Source organism: Candidatus Polarisedimenticolia bacterium, assembly GCA_036001465.1.
Classification (GTDB): domain Bacteria; phylum Acidobacteriota; class Polarisedimenticolia; order Gp22-AA2; family Gp22-AA2; genus Gp22-AA3.
Genome location: DASYUH010000014.1, coordinates 78,385 through 98,366 on the forward strand (window position 1 = coordinate 78,385; position 19,982 = coordinate 98,366).

The 19,982-nt window shown below is 69.7% G+C and carries 18 protein-coding genes; 7 read left to right on the top strand and 11 right to left on the bottom strand.

The genetic code is table 11. From position 1 onward, the window contains the following. Positions 1 to 442: 442 nt before the first annotated feature. Positions 443 to 1,783 carry an aspartate aminotransferase family protein gene (locus VGV60_03650; GenBank protein HEV8700349.1) on the top strand — a complete coding sequence of 447 codons (1,341 nt, stop codon included), beginning with the start codon at positions 443 to 445 and terminating at the stop codon, positions 1,781 to 1,783. Between the two features lie 12 nt (positions 1,784 to 1,795). Next, on the top strand, positions 1,796 to 2,971 hold the full coding sequence (locus VGV60_03655) for a M20 family metallopeptidase (GenBank protein ID HEV8700350.1): 1,176 nt from the start codon (positions 1,796 to 1,798) through the stop codon (positions 2,969 to 2,971). A gap of 18 nt (positions 2,972 to 2,989) precedes the next feature. Here the strand turns inward: VGV60_03655 and VGV60_03660 are convergent, their stop codons facing one another. The 5 genes from VGV60_03660 to VGV60_03680 form a co-directional block, all read right to left on the bottom strand. Further along, the gene (locus VGV60_03660) at positions 2,990 to 3,715 is read right to left on the bottom strand and encodes a Yip1 family protein (protein ID HEV8700351.1); all 726 of its coding nucleotides are present in this window, start codon (positions 3,713 to 3,715) and stop codon (positions 2,990 to 2,992) included. Between the two features lie 165 nt (positions 3,716 to 3,880). Beyond that, on the bottom strand, positions 3,881 to 4,150 hold the full coding sequence (locus VGV60_03665) for an SWIB/MDM2 domain-containing protein (protein HEV8700352.1): 270 nt from the start codon (positions 4,148 to 4,150) through the stop codon (positions 3,881 to 3,883). A gap of 114 nt (positions 4,151 to 4,264) precedes the next feature. Beyond that, positions 4,265 to 5,062, bottom strand: a complete 798-nt coding sequence (locus VGV60_03670) for a class I SAM-dependent methyltransferase (GenBank protein HEV8700353.1) — start codon at positions 5,060 to 5,062, stop codon at positions 4,265 to 4,267. 38 nt (positions 5,063 to 5,100) lie between these two features. Further along, positions 5,101 to 5,469, bottom strand: a complete 369-nt coding sequence (locus VGV60_03675; protein ID HEV8700354.1) for a hypothetical protein — start codon at positions 5,467 to 5,469, stop codon at positions 5,101 to 5,103. Between the two features lie 5 nt (positions 5,470 to 5,474). Beyond that, positions 5,475 to 6,947 (bottom strand): aldehyde dehydrogenase family protein, encoded by a 1,473-nt coding sequence (locus tag VGV60_03680; protein HEV8700355.1) that lies wholly within the window; start codon positions 6,945 to 6,947, stop codon positions 5,475 to 5,477. A 117-nt stretch (positions 6,948 to 7,064) separates the two neighbouring features. Here VGV60_03680 and VGV60_03685 point away from each other — a divergent pair, with 117 nt between their 5' ends. The 4 genes from VGV60_03685 to VGV60_03700 all read left to right on the top strand — a co-directional run bounded on the left by VGV60_03685 (position 7,065) and on the right by VGV60_03700 (position 11,937). Then, complete coding sequence (locus VGV60_03685; GenBank protein HEV8700356.1) at positions 7,065 to 7,397, top strand: PadR family transcriptional regulator; 333 nt, start codon at positions 7,065 to 7,067, stop codon at positions 7,395 to 7,397. A gap of 1 nt (position 7,398) precedes the next feature. Next, a complete protein-coding gene (locus VGV60_03690; GenBank protein ID HEV8700357.1) occupies positions 7,399 to 10,065 on the top strand; it encodes an ABC transporter permease in 2,667 nt (888 codons plus the stop codon). A 110-nt stretch (positions 10,066 to 10,175) separates the two neighbouring features. Next, the gene (locus VGV60_03695; protein ID HEV8700358.1) at positions 10,176 to 10,667 is read left to right on the top strand and encodes a VOC family protein; all 492 of its coding nucleotides are present in this window, start codon (positions 10,176 to 10,178) and stop codon (positions 10,665 to 10,667) included. A gap of 127 nt (positions 10,668 to 10,794) precedes the next feature. Then, positions 10,795 to 11,937 carry an acyl-CoA dehydrogenase family protein gene (locus VGV60_03700; GenBank protein ID HEV8700359.1) on the top strand — a complete coding sequence of 381 codons (1,143 nt, stop codon included), beginning with the start codon at positions 10,795 to 10,797 and terminating at the stop codon, positions 11,935 to 11,937. A gap of 22 nt (positions 11,938 to 11,959) precedes the next feature. Here VGV60_03700 and VGV60_03705 read toward each other — a convergent pair whose 3' ends face one another. The 6 genes from VGV60_03705 to VGV60_03730 all read right to left on the bottom strand — a co-directional run bounded on the left by VGV60_03705 (position 11,960) and on the right by VGV60_03730 (position 18,763). After that, positions 11,960 to 13,180 (bottom strand): TonB family protein, encoded by a 1,221-nt coding sequence (locus tag VGV60_03705; GenBank protein HEV8700360.1) that lies wholly within the window; start codon positions 13,178 to 13,180, stop codon positions 11,960 to 11,962. Positions 13,181 to 13,230: 50 nt separating this feature from the next. Further along, on the bottom strand, positions 13,231 to 13,848 hold the full coding sequence (locus tag VGV60_03710) for a peroxiredoxin (protein ID HEV8700361.1): 618 nt from the start codon (positions 13,846 to 13,848) through the stop codon (positions 13,231 to 13,233). A gap of 34 nt (positions 13,849 to 13,882) precedes the next feature. Then, positions 13,883 to 15,364 carry a CoA-acylating methylmalonate-semialdehyde dehydrogenase gene (gene mmsA / locus VGV60_03715; GenBank protein ID HEV8700362.1) on the bottom strand — a complete coding sequence of 494 codons (1,482 nt, stop codon included), beginning with the start codon at positions 15,362 to 15,364 and terminating at the stop codon, positions 13,883 to 13,885. Between the two features lie 20 nt (positions 15,365 to 15,384). After that, positions 15,385 to 16,368, bottom strand: a complete 984-nt coding sequence (locus VGV60_03720; GenBank protein ID HEV8700363.1) for a radical SAM protein — start codon at positions 16,366 to 16,368, stop codon at positions 15,385 to 15,387. Positions 16,369 to 16,481: 113 nt separating this feature from the next. Beyond that, on the bottom strand, positions 16,482 to 17,711 hold the full coding sequence (gene rocD, locus VGV60_03725) for an ornithine--oxo-acid transaminase (protein ID HEV8700364.1): 1,230 nt from the start codon (positions 17,709 to 17,711) through the stop codon (positions 16,482 to 16,484). A gap of 65 nt (positions 17,712 to 17,776) precedes the next feature. Next, positions 17,777 to 18,763: an ornithine cyclodeaminase family protein gene (locus VGV60_03730; protein ID HEV8700365.1), complete on the bottom strand. Its 987-nt coding sequence runs from the start codon at positions 18,761 to 18,763 to the stop codon at positions 17,777 to 17,779. Positions 18,764 to 18,829: 66 nt separating this feature from the next. On the opposite strand from VGV60_03730, the gene VGV60_03735 reads away from it, so the two are divergent. Then, positions 18,830 to 19,942, top strand: coding sequence for an NAD(P)-dependent alcohol dehydrogenase (locus tag VGV60_03735; protein ID HEV8700366.1), 1,113 nt, complete (start codon positions 18,830 to 18,832; stop codon positions 19,940 to 19,942). Positions 19,943 to 19,982: the final 40 nt, after the last annotated feature.

Consider the following 19,982-nt stretch of genomic DNA (forward strand, 5'->3'; position numbering starts at 1 on the left):
ATGGCTCGCCGCGGGCTCCCTGGCTGCCCTGCTGATCAGGATGCCCGCGTCTCGAAATCGCCGCGCCGCGCTGCCCCCCGCCACCTGTGCATGGGGATCGGTCTTGTCGCCGCCACCGGGGAGGAGTATGTTGCCGGTACACGAGAAAGGAGGTGGTCCAGAAGATGAGTTATCACAGTACGAGCGAGGTGAATTACCGGACCCGTGAGGTGGTGGCAACTTAGGCGGACCCACGGTCATCGGGCCGCTCGGTATCTCCGCCTGAGGAATACCGGCCGGCCACCGAACCCGGAAGCCCCGGCAATGGTCCAGCCGGGGCGGCGCGCTGCGCCGCAGACGCTTCCGGGTTTTTCTTTGCTCTGATAGACTTCACCTCTCGTCCTGATCATCGGTGTTTCAGTCTACGGCACGTCCCGGAACGGGCGGCAGGGAGGCAGGAGTAATGTCCAGCACCTACGAAACCATCGTCAGCCGCTATATCGAGCGGACGAAGAAGTCCCGCGCACTGCACGACGAGGCGAAGCGCCTCCTGCCGCGCGGGGTCTCCTCCAACTTCCGGGTGGTCGACCCCAACCCGATCTTCATCGAGTCGGCGGTCGGCACGATCATCACCGACGCCGACGGCAACCGCTACGTCGATTTCGCGAACGCCTTCGGCGCCATGCTGGTGGGCCACGCGCACCCCAAGGTGGTGCAGGCGATCGAGGCCCAGGCGAAGCGCGGGACCCTGCACGCCATGCCGCACCGGCTGGAAATGTCCGTCGCGAAGGAGCTGAAGGACCGCTTCCGGCAGGACCAGTGGCGCTATTGCAACTCGGGCACCGAGGCCACCCTGCACGCCATCCGCCTGGCGCGCGGCTACACGGGACGCTCCAAGGTGATCAAGTTCGAGGGGGCGTACCACGGCGCGCACGACACGGTGCTGGTGTCCGGCAAGCCTCCGCTCCGCCTGGTGGGACACAAGAGCCGGCCGCGACCGATCCCCGCGAGCGAGGGGATCCCGGCCGAGTCGTACGCCCACACGCTCATCGCGTCCTTCAATGATCTGAAGGGCGTCCGCGCCCTGTTCGAGCAGCACCTGAACGAGGTGGCGTGCCTCATCGTCGAGCCGATCATGCTGAACATGGGGGTGACCGAGCCGCTGCCGGATTTCCTGCCCGGCCTGCGCGCTCTGTGCAGCGAGTTCGAGGCCCTCCTGATTTTCGACGAGGTGAAGACCGGCGTGAAGATCGCCCGCGGGGGGGCGACCGAGCACTACAAGGTCCAGCCGGACATCACGGTCCTGGCCAAGGCCATCGGCGGGGGGATGCCTCTGGCCGCCTTCGGCGCCTCGGCGGAGATCATGGAGGAGCTGAACTCGCTCCGGGTCATCCACGTGGGCACCTACGCCAGCAACCCGATCACCCTGGCGGCCGCCGAGGTGACGCTCAAGGAGATCCTCACGGACGAGGCCTACCGCAAGGTCTTCGCCCTGAACAAGCGGCTGGTGGACGGCTACGGCCAGATCATCCGCGAGCACAACCTGCCGGCCTACTCCAACTTCGTCGGCTCGATGGGGACGATCAACTTCAAGAAGGACGTCATGCGGAACTACCGCGACTGGTACGTCCTCGACCGGATGGCTTCGCAGGCGTGGTACCTCGCCATGCTGAACGAGGGCGTCATTCCCCAGCCGCCGGGCCCCGACGAGCAGTGGACGATCTCGGTGCAGCACACCGAGGCAGACATCGACGCGCACCTGAAGGCGTTCGCCAAGGTGGCGCCGCTCCTCAAGGCGCTCTAGATCTCCCGGGACGTGATCGAACCCTCCGGGCCGTCCGCCGCGCTGGCCTATTTCGAAGCGCAGCGCGACGAGGCGACCGAGCTCCTGAGGCGGCTGGTCGAGATCGACTCCCCCACGGCCGACAAGGCGGGCGTCGACCGCGTCGGCGCGCTCGTCGCCGGCGAGCTCCGGGCGGCAGGCGCCCGGGTGACCTCGATCGAGAGCCCTTCGTCCGGGAATCCGCTGCGGGCCGAGATCGCCCCGGCCGAGGGCCCCGCTTCACCGGACCCGCGCCCCGCCCTTTTGCTCGGCCATCTCGACACGGTCTGGCCTTCCGGCGAGGCGGCGCGCCGGCCCTTCCGGGTGGAGGGAGCCGACGCCCGTGGCCCCGGCGTCTTCGACATGAAGGCGGGGATCGTCCTGTGCATCCTCCTGGCGCGCGCCCGGAAGAAGGGGATCTTCCGCCCCCGCCTGCCGGTCGCGTGCTTCTTCAGCAGCGACGAGGAGACCGGCAGCCCCTGGTCGCGGCCGCACCTCGAGGCGGAGGCGCGCGGCGCGCGCTACGTCCTGGGCCTCGAGCCTTCGAATCCGGACGGCGGGGCGAAGACGGCGCGCAAGGGTGTCGGGAGGATTGTCCTCGAGGTGGCCGGCCGGCCGGCGCACGCAGGCATCGACCCCGAGAAGGGGGTCAACGCCATCGAGGAGCTGGCGGCCCAGATCCTGGCGGTCAAGCTTCTCGAGGACCGGGGGGCCGGAACGACGGTGCACGCCGGGCTGGTCAGCGGCGGGGTCGCCAAGAACGTCGTCGCCCCGCAGGCGCGGGCCGAATTCGACGTGCGCGTGCCGTCGTCCGGCGCGTGGCGCCGCGTCGAGACGGCGGTCATGAACCTGAGGGCGCGGGATGCCCGGGCCCGCCTGCGCGTCGAGGCGGTGCTGACGCACCCGCCGATGGAGCGGACCGCGAGCGTCGCATCGCTCTACGACCGGGCTCGGGCGATCGCGCTGCAGATCGGGTTCGATCTGAAAGAGGGGTCGACGGGCGGCGGGAGTGACGGGTCGTACTGCGCGGCGCTCGGTGTCCCCGTCCTCGACGGGCTGGGGGTCGAAGGGGATGGGGCGCACGCCCTGGATGAACGCGTGCGCCTGGATCGCATCGCGCCGCGGGCGGGCCTCCTGGCGGGAATCCTCGAGACCGTCGATCAGGCCTAGGGCTCGAACGGTCTCCTGCTACGAGCTCAGCGCCTGCCCGGCCAGGACGATCACGACAATCGGCAGGATGACGATGAAGCCGGCCACGATCAGGGCCCCGAACGCCCGCCAGGCCGAGAAGCCGTGCGCCTCTCCGATGCACTTCAAGGTGATCGCGAAGCCCCACAGGCCGATGACGAGCTGCAACACCTGCAAGAGGCCGTAGAACAGGAGCGCCTCGGGATTCCCCTGGATCCCCGCCGGGAGCGGATGGAAGGTCTCGCCCCCCAGGAGCGCCGCACGCGGGAGCCAGAGCAGGAGGCTCCAGATGCCGGGCACGTTCGCCCAGGCGAGGGCGGCCATCACCTCGACGCTCCGGCCGCGTCCCCCCAGCCAGCGCCCGATCGGCGCGATCACCGCGGTGAAAACGAGGACCCCGAGAATACCCAGGACGCTCCCCGCGCCCAGGGACAGTGCCAGGAGCACCGGGATGGAGTAGGTGTCCCCCATCCCCTCGCGGGTGCACAGCGTGAGAAACTCGGCGATGCCTCCGAGAGCGGCCAGGCGAAAGACGCCTCGCCGTGGATCGGTGGCGAGGATCAGGCGAAGCGTCTGGCGCGGCCGCGTCCAGATCGACAGCCATGGGGAGGAGGGCTCGCCCGCGCTGGATGCCGCGGGAGAGTAAGAAACGGGAGGGGGCGTGACGACGGGCGGGGGCAGCACGCCCTGCCCGCCAGGGGACTCCAGGGACGGGCTCTCGCTCATCACACTCTCCCGGCCGGCAGCCCCTCCGCCCGCGCGGCGAAACGGCCCGTGATCAACCGGTCCGGCCGGTCCACGGGCGGAGGAGCGGACTCCAACACTCGCGATCGTGCGCGGTCGACAGGCCATGGGCCCGTGCCGCGCAGGCAGGCGTGAGGCGGGCGGGTCTTACTTGAGGTGCTTGGCGACGAGCTTGGTCATCTCGAACATGTTGACTTGCTTCTTGCCGCCGAACACCTTCTTGAGCGACTCGTCCGCGTTGATCATCCTGCGATTCTTGGCGTCCTGCAGCTTGTGCTTCTTGATGTATTCCCAGAGCTTCTTGGTGACCTGGGTGCGCGGCAGCGCCTTCGATCCGACCACCTCGGCAAGCGTCGCACTGGGGCTCAAAGGCTTCATGAAGGCGGCGCTCGGTTTCCGACCTTTCTTTGCGGGCATCTGCTCCTCCAGCGATAGTGTTGGAATCGTACCGGAAAACCGCCGGAACTCTACCACGGACAGGGCCCGGCTGCTCCCGTGAGGTCAAGGGGGCTTTCGGAGGGGCCTCCATGGTCACCGACCGCGCTTCTCCCAGACGAGGCCGATCGTCTCGTAGCCGTGTCCGGGGTGGCGCGCCTGTTTGTCGGCCGCCGGGATCGGGACCTCGTAGCGCGGGTCGCCGAGAAGCGGAAGGGCCGTGCCCCGCACCAGCTCCAGGTAGACGCGCTCGTCCGCCTCTTCGGGCGTCATGTCGAGCGTGATCACCAGTCGGCCGCCCGGCGCCAGGACGCGCTCGAACTCCCGCATGCAGGCGCTCCAGATCCCGCGGGGGATGTGCTCCATCACGCTCAGGCAGAACACCCGGTCGAAGTGCCGATCCGGGAAGGCGAGGCGATCGGCAGGATGCGGGTGGTAGCGCACGGACCCGCGGCCGCGCCCTTCCGGCAGGCCCCAGAGGGCGTGGATTCCCGCGGCCCGGAAGATCAACCGCTTCAGGATCGACCGGGCGTTCCGGACCAGGCTCTTCTCCCGGTCGTAGACGAAGCTCACGCCGCGATCGAGCGACGGGTCGGCGACGTGGCTGTCGTGCCCCTGCGTGGCGAGGTAGAGCGCGAACGGGCTGCCGCCGCCGCCGACATCGAGGGTCCGCAGCGGCCGCGTGCCGGGATCGGCCGCCAGGACGGCCCAGGGATATTCCCAGGCCCGCGACCAGTGGTCGAAGCCGGTCCAGCGCTTGAGGATGCCGCTGCGGCGAAGCAGGGGGCGGAACCAGCGCGGCTGCTGCGACAGGTCGAGCACCAGCATGTCGCGGTGGATCGCCGTGAAGGCGCCCCCCTGGCAGTCCCGCATGTCGAGCAGCCTGGAGTCCATGAGATCGCCCGCGTCCGGGATTCAGCGCTTCCGGAGAATCAGGGCCGTTCCCCGTCTTCCGGCTCTCCGGCCAGGTCGAGATGGAATCGGTGCAGGAAGCGGTGCACGGCCGGAGCCAGCAGGACCGCGACGATGGTGAGGAACGCCACGCCCGAGAACAGGGCGTAGAACGACGCGAACAGCTTCGCCCCGACGGTCGTCATCTCGTTCACCGGCCCCATCCCGGTCAGGATCATCGAGGCGTTGACGAGAGCGTCGAGCCACGACAGGCCCGCGAGGGCGTGGTATCCGAGCACGCCCAGCGCGAGGGACCCCGCCACCAGGCCGCCGGCCGCGGCGGCGCTGTGCGCGAAGCGGCGCAGAAAATGGGCACGCGGAGGGAGAGGGGCGTGGCGGCGCGATGCCAAGCCGGCTACTTGTACCAGCCGATCGGCCGGTCGTCGAGGTTGATGTAGACGTGCTTGACCTCGAGGTACTCGTCGAGGCCGTGGGGTCCCAGCTCGCGGCCGAAGCCGGACTGCTTGTAGCCGCCCCAGGGGGCCTCGACGGGGGCCGGCTGCATGTGGTTGACCCAGACGATGCCGGCGCGCAGCCTCTTGACGGTGCGCATCGCCTTGAAGATGTCGCGCGTCCAGACGGCGGCGGCCAGGCCGAACGGGGTGTCGTTGGCGATCCGCCAGGCGTCCTCCTCCTGGTCGAAGGGGATGACCGACATGACCGGCCCGAAGATCTCCTCGCGGGCGATGCGCGCCCGGTTGTCCACGTCGTAGAAGATCGTCGGCTCGACGAAGAAGCCCCGCTCGTTCTCCTTCGGCAATCCCTTCGCGCGGCCGCCGCCGATCGCCAGCTTCGCCTCCGTCTTGCCGATCTCGATGTAGGAGAGGACGCGGTCGAACTGGTCCTGGCTCACCAGGGGCCCCATCTTGGTGTCGGGGGCGAGGCCGGGGCCGATCTTGATTCTCTTCGCCCTCTCGACCATGGCGTCGAGGAGCTTCCTGTAGATCGGCCGCTGCACCAGGACGCGGCTGCCGGCGGAGCAGACCTCCCCCTGGTTGAGGAACACGCCGAACAGCGCCCCTTCGATCGCCTGCTCGAAGTCGGCGTCGGCGAAGAAAATATTGGGGGACTTGCCGCCGAGCTCCAGGGAGACGCGCTTCACGGTGGCCGAGGCCTCGCGCATGATCAGGCGGCCCACCTCGCTGCTGCCGGTGAAGGCGATCTTGTCCACGCCCTCGTGGGTCACCATCGGCATCCCGACGTTCCCGCCCGTGCCGTTCACGACGTTGAACACGCCGCGCGGCACGCCGCACTCCTCGATCCCCTTCGCGAGCTCCATCACGGACAGGGGCGTCTGGCTGGCCGGCTTCAGGACGCAGGCGCAGCCGGCCGCGAGCGCGGGCGCCACCTTCTGCATCGCCATCATGAGAGGGTAGTTCCACGGGACGATCTGGCCCGCGACGCCGACCGGCTCCTTGAGGGTCAGCGCCATGGCGTTGTCGGGGACGGTCAGCACGTCCCCGTGGATCTTGGTGGCGGCCCCGCCGTAGTACTCGAAGCAGTTGCGCGCGTCCGACACGTCCCCCTGCGCCTCGGCCAGGGGTTTGCCGTTGTTGGTCGTCTCGATCTCGGCAAGCCGGTCCGCGTTGTTCCGGATGTACTCGGCGATCCGGAACAGCATGCGGCCCCGTTCGCGGGCCGAGGTCTGCGGCCAGCCGTCCTGATCGAAGGCGCGCCGCGCCGCCTTCACCGCGCGGTCCACGTCGGCGGGGCCCGAGTCGGGGATCCGGGCGATCACCTCGCGCGTGGCCGGGTTGATCACGTCGAGCGTCTTGCCGGACGCGGCGTCGACCCACTCGCCGTCGATGTAATTCCTGCAGACCTGCATGCGCGAAGCCTAGCGGGTCGTGGCGGGAAGTGTCAACGTGCTCCGGGCTTTCCCCTTGACATTCGACAGGAAGCGGGTATACTCCTGTCGAACGTCTAGGAGAAGCACGGAGACGCGATGCCCGCTCACAAGACGGAACTCCTTCAAGGCACGCTCGACATGCTGATTCTCAGGACGCTCGCGAACGGGCCGATGCACGGCTTCGGGGTCTCCGTGCGTCTGCAGCAGGTGTCGCGCGACGTCATGCGCGTCAACCAGGGCTCGCTGTATCCGGCCCTGCACCGTCTCGAGCGGCGCGGCTGGATCCAGGCGGAATGGGGCAACTCGGAGAACAACCGGCGCGCCCGGTTCTACACCCTGACGCGCTCGGGGAGGAAGCGGCTGGACGCCGAGGCGGAGAACTGGGAGAGGCTGGCCGCGGCCGTCAACCGCGTCATGAGGCCCGCCTGAGATGCGACCGATCGCGGCCCTCCTCCGGATGTTCCGGGGCCGGCGGGACGGCGGGCCGGACGCCGACCTCGACGCCGAACTGCAATTCCACGTCCAGCAGCAGCTGGAGGCGCACTGCCGCGCCGGCCTGGGTCCGGACGAAGCGCGCCGTCGGGCCCTGATCGATCTGGGCGGCCTCGAGCCGGTCAAGGAGGCCTGCCGTCACGAGCGCCGCGGGGCCTTCGTGGCGACACTCTGGCAGGACGCGCGCTACGGGGCGCGCCTGCTGCGGCGGACCCCCGCGTTCACCGTGTCGGCGCTGGCGACGCTCGCCCTCGGCCTCGGGGCCGGCACCGTGCTCTTCAGCCTGACCGACGCGGCCCTCCTCAAGCCGCTGCCCTATGACAATCCGCAGCAGCTGGTGCAAGTGTGGGACACCAACCGTGAGCTCTCGATCCCGCGCATCGGCGTCACCACCGGCAACGTCGTGGACTGGCGCCGCCGGACCCGCACCCTTTCGGGCGTGGCGGCCTGGTACGTGATGGGGCGCACGCTGCGCGCCGACAACGACGCGGTGGTGATCCCGACCGCGATGGTGAGCGCCGATTTCTTTCCGGTATTCGTCGCTCCGGCGGGGCGCGGCCGCACGTTCACGACCGAAGAGACCGAGCGGTCCCTGTTCAATAGCGCCGCGGCCCCCGTGGGCACCGACCCGGTCGTGGTCATCAGCGATCGCCTGTGGCGCGGCCGCTTCCAGAGCGACCCGAACATCCTGGGTCGGAGCCTGTCGCTCGAGCGGCAGGAATTCCGCGTCGTCGGAGTGATGGGGCCGGCGTTCGCCATGCCGTCCGAGAGCATCGACCTCTGGATCCCGTGGGGGCTTTCCGACGATCAGCCGCGCGACCAGCACTACGTGCAGTCGGTGGCGCGCCTGAAGCCCGGGGTCACCCTGGCCGAGGCGCAGAGCGACCTCGAATCCGTGGCGGCCGGGCTCGAGCGCGAGTACCCCGACACCAACCGCGGCTGGCGCCCCGTCCTCGTCCCTCTGCACCAAGAGATCGCCGGCGATGCGCGGCGCGTCCTCGTGGTGCTGCTCGCCGGCGTGGGGCTGCTGCTCCTGGTCGGCTGCGCCAATCTCGCGGGGCTGCAGCTCGTGCGCGCCACCGCGCGGGGGCGCGAGACGTCGCTGCGGCTGGCGCTCGGGGCCTCGCGGGCGCGTCTGGTGCGCCAGCACCTGACGGAGAGCGGGCTCCTGACGTTTCTCGGCAGCGGGCTCGGATTCGTGGTCGCCGCCGTGGCTCTCGGCGCCGCCAGGCACTGGGGGGCGGAGAGCATCCCGCGGCTGTCGGAGGCGGCGCTCGACCTGCGCGTCCTGGCCTTCGCCCTTCTGGTCGCCACGCTGGCGGGGCTGGCGCTGGGCGTCGCTCCGGCGCTGGCCGGCGTGAGCGCCGCCCTCCCCGTCCGGCTGCACGAGACGACCCGCGCCACCGCCGGTCCGGGTCCGCGAAAATGGCGTTCGGCGTTCGCGGCGGCGCAGGTGATGGCCGCGTTCGTCCTCCTCGCCGGCGCGGGGCTCCTGGTGCGGAGCTACACGCGCCTGCTGGCGCGCGATCCGGGCTTCGACCCCGGGCGCGTCCTGGTGATGCCGATTTTCCTCGACACTCGCCAGTACAACTCCGCCGCCAGGACGCGCTCCTACTACGGCGAGCTCGAGCGGCGCCTCGCGGCGCTGCCCGGAGTCGAGGCGGTGGGCGGCGCGACGGCGCTCCCGACGAGCCCGCTCGGGCCCGATTTCGAGCGGCCTGTCTGGGACGCCGCGCTGGCGCGCGATCCGGCGAGCGTGCGGCAGGCGGACGTGCGGATAGCCACACCGGGCTACTTCGACACGCTGCGCATCCGGGTGCTGCGCGGCCGCGGGTTCACGGCGCAGGACTCGCCCGATTCGCCCTTAGTCCTCGTGATCAACGAGAGCCTGGCGCGCCAGGTCTGGCCGGGCCAGGACCCGGTGGGGCGCCGCCTGTCCGTCGACTACAGCACGGCGGGAACCTATCCTTACGAGGTCGTGGGCGTCGTGGGGGACGTCCGCTTCCGCGGCCTGCGCAGCGAGCCACGGCCGGAGATCTACCTGCCGCACGCGCAGCGCTCCTACCTGGTGCTGAACTTCGCGGTGCGCACGACGGGCGAGCCCGAGGCGATGATCCCCGCCGTCCGCCAGGCTCTGCGGGAGGTCGATCCGTTGCAGCCGGCCCACAGCATCACGCCGCTCGGGGATCTCGTCAGGTCGACGGTCAAGCGGGAGCGTTTCGCGATGGACGTCGTCCTGGCCTTCGCCCTCACCGCCCTTCTCCTGGCGATCATCGGCCTGTACGGGGTTCTGTCATACAGCGTCCGGCAGCGCACCCAGGAGATCGGGCTCCGCCTGGCGATCGGCGCGCAACGCCGCCACATCCTGGGCACCGTCCTCGCGGAGGGGGCGCGCATCGTGGTGCCCGGGATGGTCCTCGGACTGGCGGTATCGCTGGCCGTCATGGGCGCGCTCGGCGGCTTGTTGTTCGGCGTCGGGGCGCACGATCCGCCGACGCTGGCCGCGGTGGCGGTCGTGCTGGCCCTCACCGGCTTCGTCGCGACCTACCTGCCGGCCCGTCGAGCGGCGCGCGTCGACCCGCTCGCCGCCCTGCGCCACGAGTAGGCGGCGCGGCCGCCGCCTCGAGGGTTTCCTTCCGCGCGGGCCGGGTGTAGGATCCGGCGTACCACAAATCACATCCCCTGCCCCGGTCCTGCAGGAAGGAGGAGGTTTCCATGGCAAAAACCGTCAAGCCGGTCCCCGACGGATACCACACCGTCACTCCGTACCTGGTGGTGAAGGACGCGAAGCGCGCCCTCGAGTACTATGGGAAGGCGTTCGGCGCCGAGACCAAGTTGAGCATGCCGACTCCCGACGGCCGGATCATGCATGCCGAGGTCCGGATCGGCAGCTCGATGGTCTTCGTGACCGATGAGAATCCCGAGATGGCGCCGAAGGTCAAGGCGCCGGCGTCCACGGGCGGCGTCGTGACAGGCTCGATCTTCCTCTACGTGCCCGACGTGGACGCGGTCTTCAAGCGGGCCGTCGACGCCGGCGCGAGCGTGATCATGCCGGTGACCGACATGTTCTGGGGCGATCGCTTCGGAAAGATCGTCGATCCCTTCGGGCAGCATTGGGGCATCGCCACCCACACCGAGGACGTGCCACCCCAGGAGATGGAAAAGCGCAGCGCCGAGTTCATCAAGAAGATGGCGCAGCCGAAGTAGGCCGCGCCGGGTCGGGGGCCCGATCGACGCAGCGCCTTGACCCCCGCGTGGGCCGGCACCATAATCGCCGCCGGGCGTGAGGATGCGCCCGGCGGCGTTTTTTCACGCGAGAAACGAGGGGCTCATGATCGATTTCGCCCTGACCGACGAGCAGAAGCAGCTGCGGGACCTGGCGCGCGAGTTCGCCGAGAAGGAGATCCGCCCGCAGGCGGCGCACCACGATCAGACCGGCGAGTTCCCGCGCGCGATCTGCAGTAAGGCGTGGGACCTGGGCCTCATGAACACGCACATCCCCGAAGAGTACGGCGGGCCCGGTCTGGGAGTCGTGGACGGCTGCCTCATCGCCGAGGAGGTCGCCGCGGGGTGCACCGGCATCGGCACGGCGATGGAGGCCAATACCCTGGCCGAGGCGCCGGTCATCGTCGGCGGCTCGGACGAGCAGAAGAAGCGCTTCCTGACTCCCATGACGAAGGAGTTCAAGTTCGCCGCCTACTGCGTCACCGAGCCGCAGGCCGGCTCCGACGTCCAGGGGATCAAGACGGTGGCGCGCAAGATGGGCGACGAGTACGTCCTGAAGGGATCGAAGATGTGGATCACCAATGGCAGCGTCGCCGACTGGTACTTCGTCGTCGCCTACACCGACCCCTCGCAGCGCTACAAGGGGATGAGCGCCTTCCTGGTGCCGGCCGGCACGCCGGGGATCGAGGTCGGCAAGAAGGAGCAGAACCTCGGACAGCGCGCCTCCGACACGCGCGCCATCACCTTCAACGACGTCAAGGTGCCGAAGGCGAACCTGGTGGGCCAGGAGGGAAAGGGGTTCTTCCTGGCGATGTCGGCCTTCGATCACAGCAGGCCGGTCGTGTCGGCGGCGGCCGTCGGCCTCGCCCGCTCGGCCATGGAGCACGCCGTCCGCTACGCCAACGAGCGCTCCGCCTTCGGCGTGCCGATCCACAAGCACCAGTCGGTCGCCTTCATGGTCGCCGACATGGCGATGAAGATCGAGGCGGCCCGGCTCCTGGTCTGGCAGTCGGCCTGGAAGATCGATCGCGGCGAGCGCAACACCAAGGAGGCCGCCTTCGCCAAGGCCTTCGCCGCCGACACGGCGATGGAGACCGCCCTGAACGCCGTGCAGGTGTTCGGCGGCTACGGCTTCTCGCGCGAGTACCCGGTCGAGAAGCTGATGCGCGACGCGAAGGTCTTCCAGATCTACGAGGGGACCTCGCAGATCCAGCGCCTGATCATCGCCAAGGAGATCTTCGAGCGGGGCTGAAGCCCACGATCCTCCCGCGCATTCAGCGGGGAGGAGTCTCCACGAACCGCGCCTCGACGTCGAGGTAGACCGCGATCGGCCGCGGGTCGCCTCCGCCCGGCGCCGGCCGCGCGGCCGGCTTGAAGGAAAGGGCGAGGGCGGCCTCCACGGCGGCCGCGTCCAGATCGGCCTCGCCGCAGCCCGATTGCAGCGCGGCGTCGGCGACCTGGCCCGTCTCGTCGATGGTCAGCCGCAGACGCGGGCCCTTCGCCGGGGGCTTCCGGCCGGGCGGCAGGACGACGCGCGGGGCGGGGCGCGGCGGTGCGATCCCGTCCTGGAGCTCGACGGGCGCCCCTCCGCCCGGGGGCCGGGCGAGCCCCGAGCCGTCGCTGCCGATTTCGAAGCGGACCTTGCGCGGCTTCCCCGCGTAGGTGGCCGGCCGGAATCTCCAGCCGAGCGCCGCCTTTCGCAGGCGCGCGGCCCCTGGCGTGAAGACCTCGGGGAAACGGACGTCCAGGACCGCGCCGTCCTCCGCCACCGCCAGCTCAAGTCGCGACGTCTCGCCGGACGCGCGACCCCCCTGCGGCGCGGCGGGCTCGATCTCCGGCGGCTTCCACAGGAGGTTCCCGGGGTCGTAAGGCTTCGGCTTGCCGGGACCGGTGAGCACCTCGCCCGAGGCGCCCCCCGGCCGGCGGGACACGACCCCATCAGGGACCTTCCGTTTCTCCAGGCGGGCCGTGACCCTCACCGAATCGAGGGGATTGTCGTTGAGATCGCGCGGCAGATCGGCGATCCGACGGGCCACGTCGAGGCCGGCGACGACCTCGCCGAAGATCGTGTAACGGCCATCGAGACGCGGCAGGTCCTCGAGGGCGATGAAGAACTGGCAGGACCCGGAGTCGGGGTCGGCGTCCCGCGCCATGCCGACGGTCCCCGGACGGTAGTGCAGGGCCGTGCTGAACTCCGCCTTGAGCCTGAGGTCCCCCTCCCCCTCGCCGTCGTCCGAGCGGTCGGCGTTCTTCGAGTTCGGATCCCCTCCCTGGACGACGAAATGGGGGATGACCCTGTGGAACGTCGTCCCGTCGTAAAAGCCCCGGTGGATCAGATCGCGAACGTAGGCCGTGTGGCCGGGGGCGTCGCCATCGAGGAACCGCCAGACGATCTCGCCCTGCGGCGTCGTCAGGACGGCCACCTCCTCCGTCGAGGCATGGGCGGCGGTGGCGCCGCACGCCACGAGCATGCAGGCCGAAACGATCCAGCGCATCCTCGCCCCCGAGGGCTCGACGCGGCGACGCGAGCAGGAGCTCCAGGTGATCAGGAATTCAGCGCTTCGTGGACTTTGCCGACCATCTTGGCGCCGGGGTTCACCAAGGTCTTGTCCCCGTCGTCCTTCCACTTGGACGGGCAGACCTCGTTGGCCTTGCGGGCCATGTAGATGTTGGCCTTGAACTTCCGCATCAGCTCGTCGATGTTGCGGCCGAGGTTGTAGAAGTTCACCTCCGCATTCAGGAGCTTCCCCTCGGGATTGATGATGAAGGTCCCGCGCAGGTTCAGCCCGGTCGCCTCGTCGTAGACCCCGAACATCCGGCCGATCCTGCCCGTCGGATCGGAGGCCATCGGATAACGGACTCCGGCCAGCTCTTTCTCGCTCTTCTTCCAGGCCAGGTGGACGAACTTGGTGTCGGCGCTGACCGTGATGATGTCGCACCCCATCTTCACGAACCGCTCGTGCTGCTCTGCCAGAGCAGCGAATTCGGTCGCTCAGACGAAGGTGAAATCGGCGGGGTAGAAGAACAGGACCGTCCATCGCTTCGCGGCGATCTGGTCCTGCAGGCGGACCTTGCCGAAGTCATCCTTGGCGGGATCGTAGGTTTCGAGCTCGAACTCCGGGACGACCTGTCCCAGCTTCAGCGGGCTGATCGCTTCCGACATGCGGCGTACCTCCGTGGGATGAATGAACGGCCGGTCAGGCCTCCGGCCAGTAGCGCTCGGTGACGATCTTGTCCTGCGTGAAGAAGTGGACGACCGCCCTGCCCTGCGCCTTGATGTCGGCGAACTGCGACGATTTCATGCCGCCGAACGGCAGGTAGGCGACCGGGGCGGGGATGCCGACGTTGACGCCGACCATTCCCACCTGCGCCTCGAGCTTGAACTTGCGCGCGTAGTAGCCGTTCTGGGTGTAGATCGACGCGCCGTTGCCGTACTCGTGGTCGTTGACGATCCGGATGGCCTCGTCGAGGGTCGAGGCCGCGAGGATCACCTGCACCGGCCCGAAGATCTCGGTCCGGTGGATTGTCATGCCCGGCTTGACGCCGGTGAACACCGTCGTGCCGATGAAGTGCCCCTTCTCGCAACCGGGCACCTTGACGCCCCGGCCGTCGAGGGCGAGAGCCGCCCCCTCGCGGACGCCGGCGTCGATCATCTTGAGGATGAAATCCTTCGCCTTGGCGGAGATCACCGGCCCCATCACCATCGCCTGGTCGGCGACCTTCGGGTCGAGCGGGTTGGCGACGATCACCTCGCGCGAGGCGCGCACGAACCGGTCGGCGACGTCGCGATAGGTCTTGTCGCCGACGCAGACGATGGCCGAGGAGGCCATGCAGCGCTGCCCGGCGCAGCCGTACCCCGAGGTGACCATGTTGCGGATGACGTCGTCCATCTTGGCGTCGGGCATCACCACGAGGTGGTTCTTGGCGCCCCCCATCGCCTGGAAGCGCTTGTTGTTCCGGGCGCAGGTCGAGGCGACGATGCGGGCCGTGGGGGTCGAGCCGACGACCGACACGCCGCGCACGTCGGGATGGGCCATGAAGGCCTCCGCCACGACGCGGTCGCCGTTCACCAGGTTGAACACGCCCTTCGGAAAGCCGCAGGCGTCGATGTAGCCGGCGAGCAGCTGCATGGTGACGGGGACCTGCTTCGAGGGCTTGACCACGTAAGTGTTTCCGCTCGCCAGCGCGTAGGGGACGAACCAGAAGGGGACCATGCCGGGGAAATTGAACGGCGCGATCATGGCGAACACGCCCATCGGCAGGCGGATCACCTCGCCGTCGATGCCCGGCGCGGCGCCGACCAGCTTGTCCCCCTGCTGCATGACCGGCATGCCGCAGGCGGTCTCCACGTTCTCGAGCGTGCGGTCGACCTCGGCGCGGGCGTCGGGAAGCGACTTGCCGTTCTCCTCGGTGATCTGGCGCGCGATCGCCTCCCGGTTGTCGCGGATCATGGCCGCCAGGCGGAACAGGGGGGCCACGCGCTTGTCGACCGGTGTTGAGGCCCAGGCCGGAAACGCCTTGTGGGCGGCGGCGATGGCGGCGTCGGCGTCCGCCGCGCGGGACAGGGGGACCTGGGCGATGACGGCGCCGGTGGACGGGTTCTCGACGTCGAGCCAGTCGGGGCCGGACGGCTCGACCCACTCGCCGTTCACGTAGTTGCGCAGCTTCCGGACCGCCATGGCCGCCTCCCTTTCCGGGCTCACTGCTGGATGAGAGGCCATTCTACAGCACCTGAAGCCTCCCGGCCCCCGCGGGCGCTCGAGGCGAGCATGCCACAGGCGGCGTGGATGTCCGGTCCGCCGGAGTAGCGCCTGACGAAGCCGATCCCCCTCCGGCCGAGGGCGGTCAGGAACGCCCCGCGCTCGGCGTCCCCGGCCCTCGGGAACGTCCCGGTCGGATCGTTCACGTCGATGATCGACAGCCGCACGGCGGCGCCCCGGAACAGGCGCGCCAGCTCCTCCGCCTCGTCCTCGCCGGTGTTGACGCCCGACATGAGGACCCAGGCCAGGTTGACCCGGTCCCCCGCCTTCGCGGCGTGCCGGCGCATGGCGGCGGCGAGCGCGGCCACGCCGTACCGCCGGCCCGAGGGGACGAGCCCCGCCCGCCTGTCGTCGAACGCCGAGGTCAGCGACAGGATCAGCCTGAACGGGTGCTCCTCGGCGGTGTAGCGCTCGATCATCGGCAGGATCCCGACCGTGGAGATGGTGATGTTCCTTCCCCGGATCCGGCCGCCGCAGGGGTGCTGCAGGATCCGCGCCGCCTGGATGACCTGGTCGTAGTTCTGGAACGGCTCCCCCTGCCCCTGAAAGACGACGCTCGTGACCGGCCGCTCGGGGCCCTCGCGCCTGACCGTCAGCACCTGCTCGACGATCTCCCAGGCCTCGAGATCGCGCGTGAAGCCGAGCCGCCCGGTCTCGCAGAAGGCGCAGGCCAGGGCGCAGCCGGCCTGGCTCGAGACGCAGACGCTCCAGCGCGGCTGGAGCAGGGGGATCCGGACCGCCTCGAACGTCTCGCCGGCGGACCGGAACAGGTACTTGACGAAGGGGTCGACCGCGCTGCGGCGGCGGTCGAGGACCTCGAGCCGCGAGGTGCGGCTTCCTTGAAGGAGGGCGTCCCTGGCCGGCTTGGACAGGCCGCGTACGCCGTCCAGGTCGTCGCGGTCCTCGGCGACCAGGCGCGTCACGATCCGGTTGGCCAGGCCCGGGTTCAGGCCGAGGTCCGGCCGCGCGGCGGCGAGGGACTCGGGCGTGTGATTGCGCAGGTGATGGAGGGGGCGCGCGGGGGGGTTCGCCCCGATCAGGCGAGCACCTTCGCGATCCGCTCCAGCGCCCAGTCGACCTCCTCGCGGGTGATCACGAGGGGTGGGGCGAAGCGGATGACCTGGTGGTGGGTCTCCTTGGCCAGCATGCCCAGCTCCATCAGTTTTTCACAGTAGGGGCGCGCCGTGCCGTGCTCTTCTTTGATCTCGACGCCGATCAGGAGCCCCCGGCCGCGGACCTCCTTCACCTTGTCGGTGCGGATCGCGCGCAGCCGCTCCATGAAGTAGCCCCCCATCTGCGCCGAGCGCTCGACGAGGCCCTCATCGACCAGGACGTCGAGGGCGGCCATCGCCACGGCGCACGCGAGCGGGTTGGCGCCGAAGGTCGAGCCGTGATCGCCGGGGCGGAAGAGGCCGAGCGTGGCGCGCTTCCCCAGGACCGCCGAGACCGGCAGCATCCCGCCGCCGAGCGCCTTGCCGACGATGACCAGGTCCGGGCTCACGCCGTCGTGCTCGTAGCAGAACATCCGGCCGGTCCGCCCGAAGCCGGTCTGGATCTCGTCGGCGATCAGGAGGACGTCGTTCTTCCGGCAGATCTCCGCCGCCTTCCCCAGGTACCCCTCGGGCGGCATCAGGATCCCGGCCTCCCCCTGGATCGGCTCGACCAGGAAGCCGATCGTGTTCGGGCCGACCGCCCGCTCCAGCGCCTGGAGGTCGCCGTACGGGATGAGCCGGAAGCCGGGGGTGAACGGCCCGAAGTCCTCCCGGTACTGGTCCTCCGAAGAGAACCCGACGATCGTCGTGGTGCGGCCGTGGAAGTTGTTCTCGCAGACGATGATCTCGGCCTGGTCCTTCGGGACCTTCTTGACCTTGTAGCCCCACTTCCGGGCCGTCTTGATCGCCGTCTCGACCGCCTCGGCGCCGCTGTTCATCATGAGCGCCATCTCGAGCCCCGCCAGCCGGCAGATCGTCTCGCACAGCGGGCCCATCAGCTCGTTGTGGAAGGCGCGCGACGTCAGGGTGATCCGGTCCGCCTGGTCCTTCAGCGCCTTCACGATGCGGGGATGCCGATGCCCGTGGTTGAGCGCCGAGTACGCCGACAACATGTCCATGTACCGGTTCCCGTCCGGGTCGTACACCCACACCCCCTCGCCCCGGGTCAGGACGACAGGCAGCGGATGGTAGTTGTGGGCGCTCCAGGTCTCGGCGAGCTCGATGAGCTTGCGGCCCTGTCCCTGGGCCGTGGTGGTCTTGGATGATGGGGTCATGAGTTCTCCTCGTGCGGTTTGGAAGGGAGATCATACACCAGCGACCCGCGGGCCAGGGGGGGCTTCTAGAGGGGCAGGCGCGTCCCCAGCCCCCCCGCCACGGCCCGCTCGAGCACGAGAGGCGCGGTCGCCATGTCCTCGATGGCGAGGCCGAGGTTCATGCACAGCAGGCGCTCGCGGTCCTGGCGGCGGGCGTCCTTGAGGCCGGCGACGACCTCGCCGAGGTCGGCGTAGACGTCCGGGATGCCGCGGAAGTAGACGCCCCCTTCGCGGGTGTGAAGAAGCTGGGGGATGTCGTCGGTGTAGAAGCGGTCGACGGCGGCCATCGCCTCGGGCTTCCAGTACGAATCGTAGTCGAGCGGGACGCCCAGCGCCCCTTCCGAGAGCCACCCCGGCTCGATGGCCGGGGTCGGGCGCGTCAGGATCGGGCCGGCGGTGACGACCACGTCGGTGTCGCGCACGGCGTCGCGCGGCGTGCCGACGGGCCGGAAGCGGATCGTCGGATGCGCCTTCGTCATCTCCTCGCAGTACTGCGCGACCCTGTCGGGGTGGATGTCGTAGGCGCGGACCTCCTGCAGGGACGGCAGCACCGCGGCCACCGCCTCGAGGTTGGTGCGCGCCTGCACGCCGCAGCCGAGGATGCCGAAGGTCGAGGCGCCGGGGCGCGCCAGGTGCTTCGCGGCCACGGCGGTGGCGGCGCCGGTGCGCATCGCCGTGATCCAGGTCGCGTCCATCATCGCCTTCGGCAGGCCAGTCTCCGGGTCGTTCAGAATGAGCAGGCCCGATATATAAGGAAGCCCGAGCTTCTGGTTCCCGGGGAAGCCGCTGACCCACTTCACGCCGGCGGCCCCCAGGGCCGGGATCGAGGCGGGCATGGCGTGGATGAAGTTGTCGCTCCCGCGAGGGCCGGGGTGGATCCCCGGCTTGGGAGGCATCTCGACACGCCCCTGCCCCTTCTCGCGGAAGGCGGCCTCGAGGCGCTCGATGATCGCCTTCATCGGCACGCGCGCCGCCTCGACGTCGCCGCGCGACAGGTACAGGATGTCGGGCATGGCGGCCCGATTCTATCCGATCGCAGCGGCGCGGTAGACTGCATGGCATCGAGAAGGAGGACCGTCATGAGCGAGACGAGACAGACCACGCGGGGGGAAGGTGCCGCAGCGGCGGCCAGGCCGTACGAGGCGAGAGCCTATGCCGCCACGGGCGCAGGCTCGGGGCTCGCGCCGACCACCATAAGGCGCCGCGCCCCGGGGCCGCGGGACGTGCAGATCGACGTGCTCTTTTGCGGGGTCTGCCACTCGGATCTGCACCAGGTGCGGGGCGAGTGGCAGAACACGATGCCGACGGTCTATCCGTGCGTCCCGGGCCACGAGATCGTCGGTCGGGTGTCGAAGGCGGGCGGCGCCGTCCGGAAGTTCAAGGAAGGCGACCTGGCGGCGGTGGGCTGCATGGTCGACTCGTGCCGCGCCTGCCCCGCATGCCGGGAAGGGCTGGAGCAGCTCTGCGAAAACCAGGCGACCTTCACCTACAACTCCACGGACCAGCACCTCGGGGGCGTCACCTACGGCGGCTACTCCGAGAGTCTGGTCGTCGACGAGGCCTTCGCGCTTCAGGTATCGGACAGGCTGGGCCCGGCCGGGACGGCGCCCCTCCTGTGTGCGGGCATCACCACCTACTCGCCCCTGAGGCAATGGAACGTCCGCAAGGGGCAGAAGGTCGGTGTCGTGGGCCTCGGCGGGCTGGGGCACATGGCCGTGAAGCTCGCCGGCGCGTTCGGCGCCCGGGTCGTCGTGTTCACCTCCTCGCCCAAAAAGGCGGAGGACGCGGTCCGGCTGGGGGCCCACGACGTGGTGCTCTCCGGGAACGCCGCGGCGATGCAGAAGCATCTCGGCAGCTTCGATTTCATCCTGGACACGGTTTCGGCCGTCCACGACGTGAGCGCCTATCTCGAGCTCCTGAAGCGGGAGAGCGCCCTGACCCTGGTGGGAGCGCCGGAGACTCCGCTGCCGGTGCGTGCGTTCAGTCTGCTGTCCGGCCGGCGCCGGCTCGCGGGCTCGATGATCGGCGGCATCCGGGAGACCCAGGAGATGCTCGACTTCTGCGCCGATCACGGGATCACGGCCGATGTCGAGGTGATATCCATGCAGACGATCAACGAAGCGTACGACCGGCTGGAGAAAGGGGACGTGAAGTACCGCTTCGTCGTCGACATGTCCTCCCTGAAGCGCTGACGGGCCGGCTCCGCGTCGCCACCGGCGGCCGCAGCGAACA

Coding starts and splice junctions, on each gene's coding strand:
- VGV60_03650 (HEV8700349.1), top strand. CDS start 443: ATGTCCAGCACCTACGAAACCATCGTCAGCCGCTATATCGAGCGGACG.
- VGV60_03660 (HEV8700351.1), bottom strand. CDS start 3,715: ATGAGCGAGAGCCCGTCCCTGGAGTCCCCTGGCGGGCAGGGCGTGCTG.
- VGV60_03665 (HEV8700352.1), bottom strand. CDS start 4,150: ATGCCCGCAAAGAAAGGTCGGAAACCGAGCGCCGCCTTCATGAAGCCT.
- VGV60_03670 (HEV8700353.1), bottom strand. CDS start 5,062: ATGGACTCCAGGCTGCTCGACATGCGGGACTGCCAGGGGGGCGCCTTC.
- VGV60_03680 (HEV8700355.1), bottom strand. CDS start 6,947: ATGCAGGTCTGCAGGAATTACATCGACGGCGAGTGGGTCGACGCCGCG.
- VGV60_03685 (HEV8700356.1), top strand. CDS start 7,065: ATGCCCGCTCACAAGACGGAACTCCTTCAAGGCACGCTCGACATGCTG.
- VGV60_03690 (HEV8700357.1), top strand. CDS start 7,399: ATGCGACCGATCGCGGCCCTCCTCCGGATGTTCCGGGGCCGGCGGGAC.
- VGV60_03695 (HEV8700358.1), top strand. CDS start 10,176: ATGGCAAAAACCGTCAAGCCGGTCCCCGACGGATACCACACCGTCACT.
- VGV60_03705 (HEV8700360.1), bottom strand. CDS start 13,180: ATGCGCTGGATCGTTTCGGCCTGCATGCTCGTGGCGTGCGGCGCCACC.
- mmsA (HEV8700362.1), bottom strand. CDS start 15,364: ATGGCGGTCCGGAAGCTGCGCAACTACGTGAACGGCGAGTGGGTCGAG.
- rocD (HEV8700364.1), bottom strand. CDS start 17,711: ATGACCCCATCATCCAAGACCACCACGGCCCAGGGACAGGGCCGCAAG.
- VGV60_03730 (HEV8700365.1), bottom strand. CDS start 18,763: ATGCCCGACATCCTGTACCTGTCGCGCGGCGACGTCGAGGCGGCGCGC.
- VGV60_03735 (HEV8700366.1), top strand. CDS start 18,830: ATGAGCGAGACGAGACAGACCACGCGGGGGGAAGGTGCCGCAGCGGCG.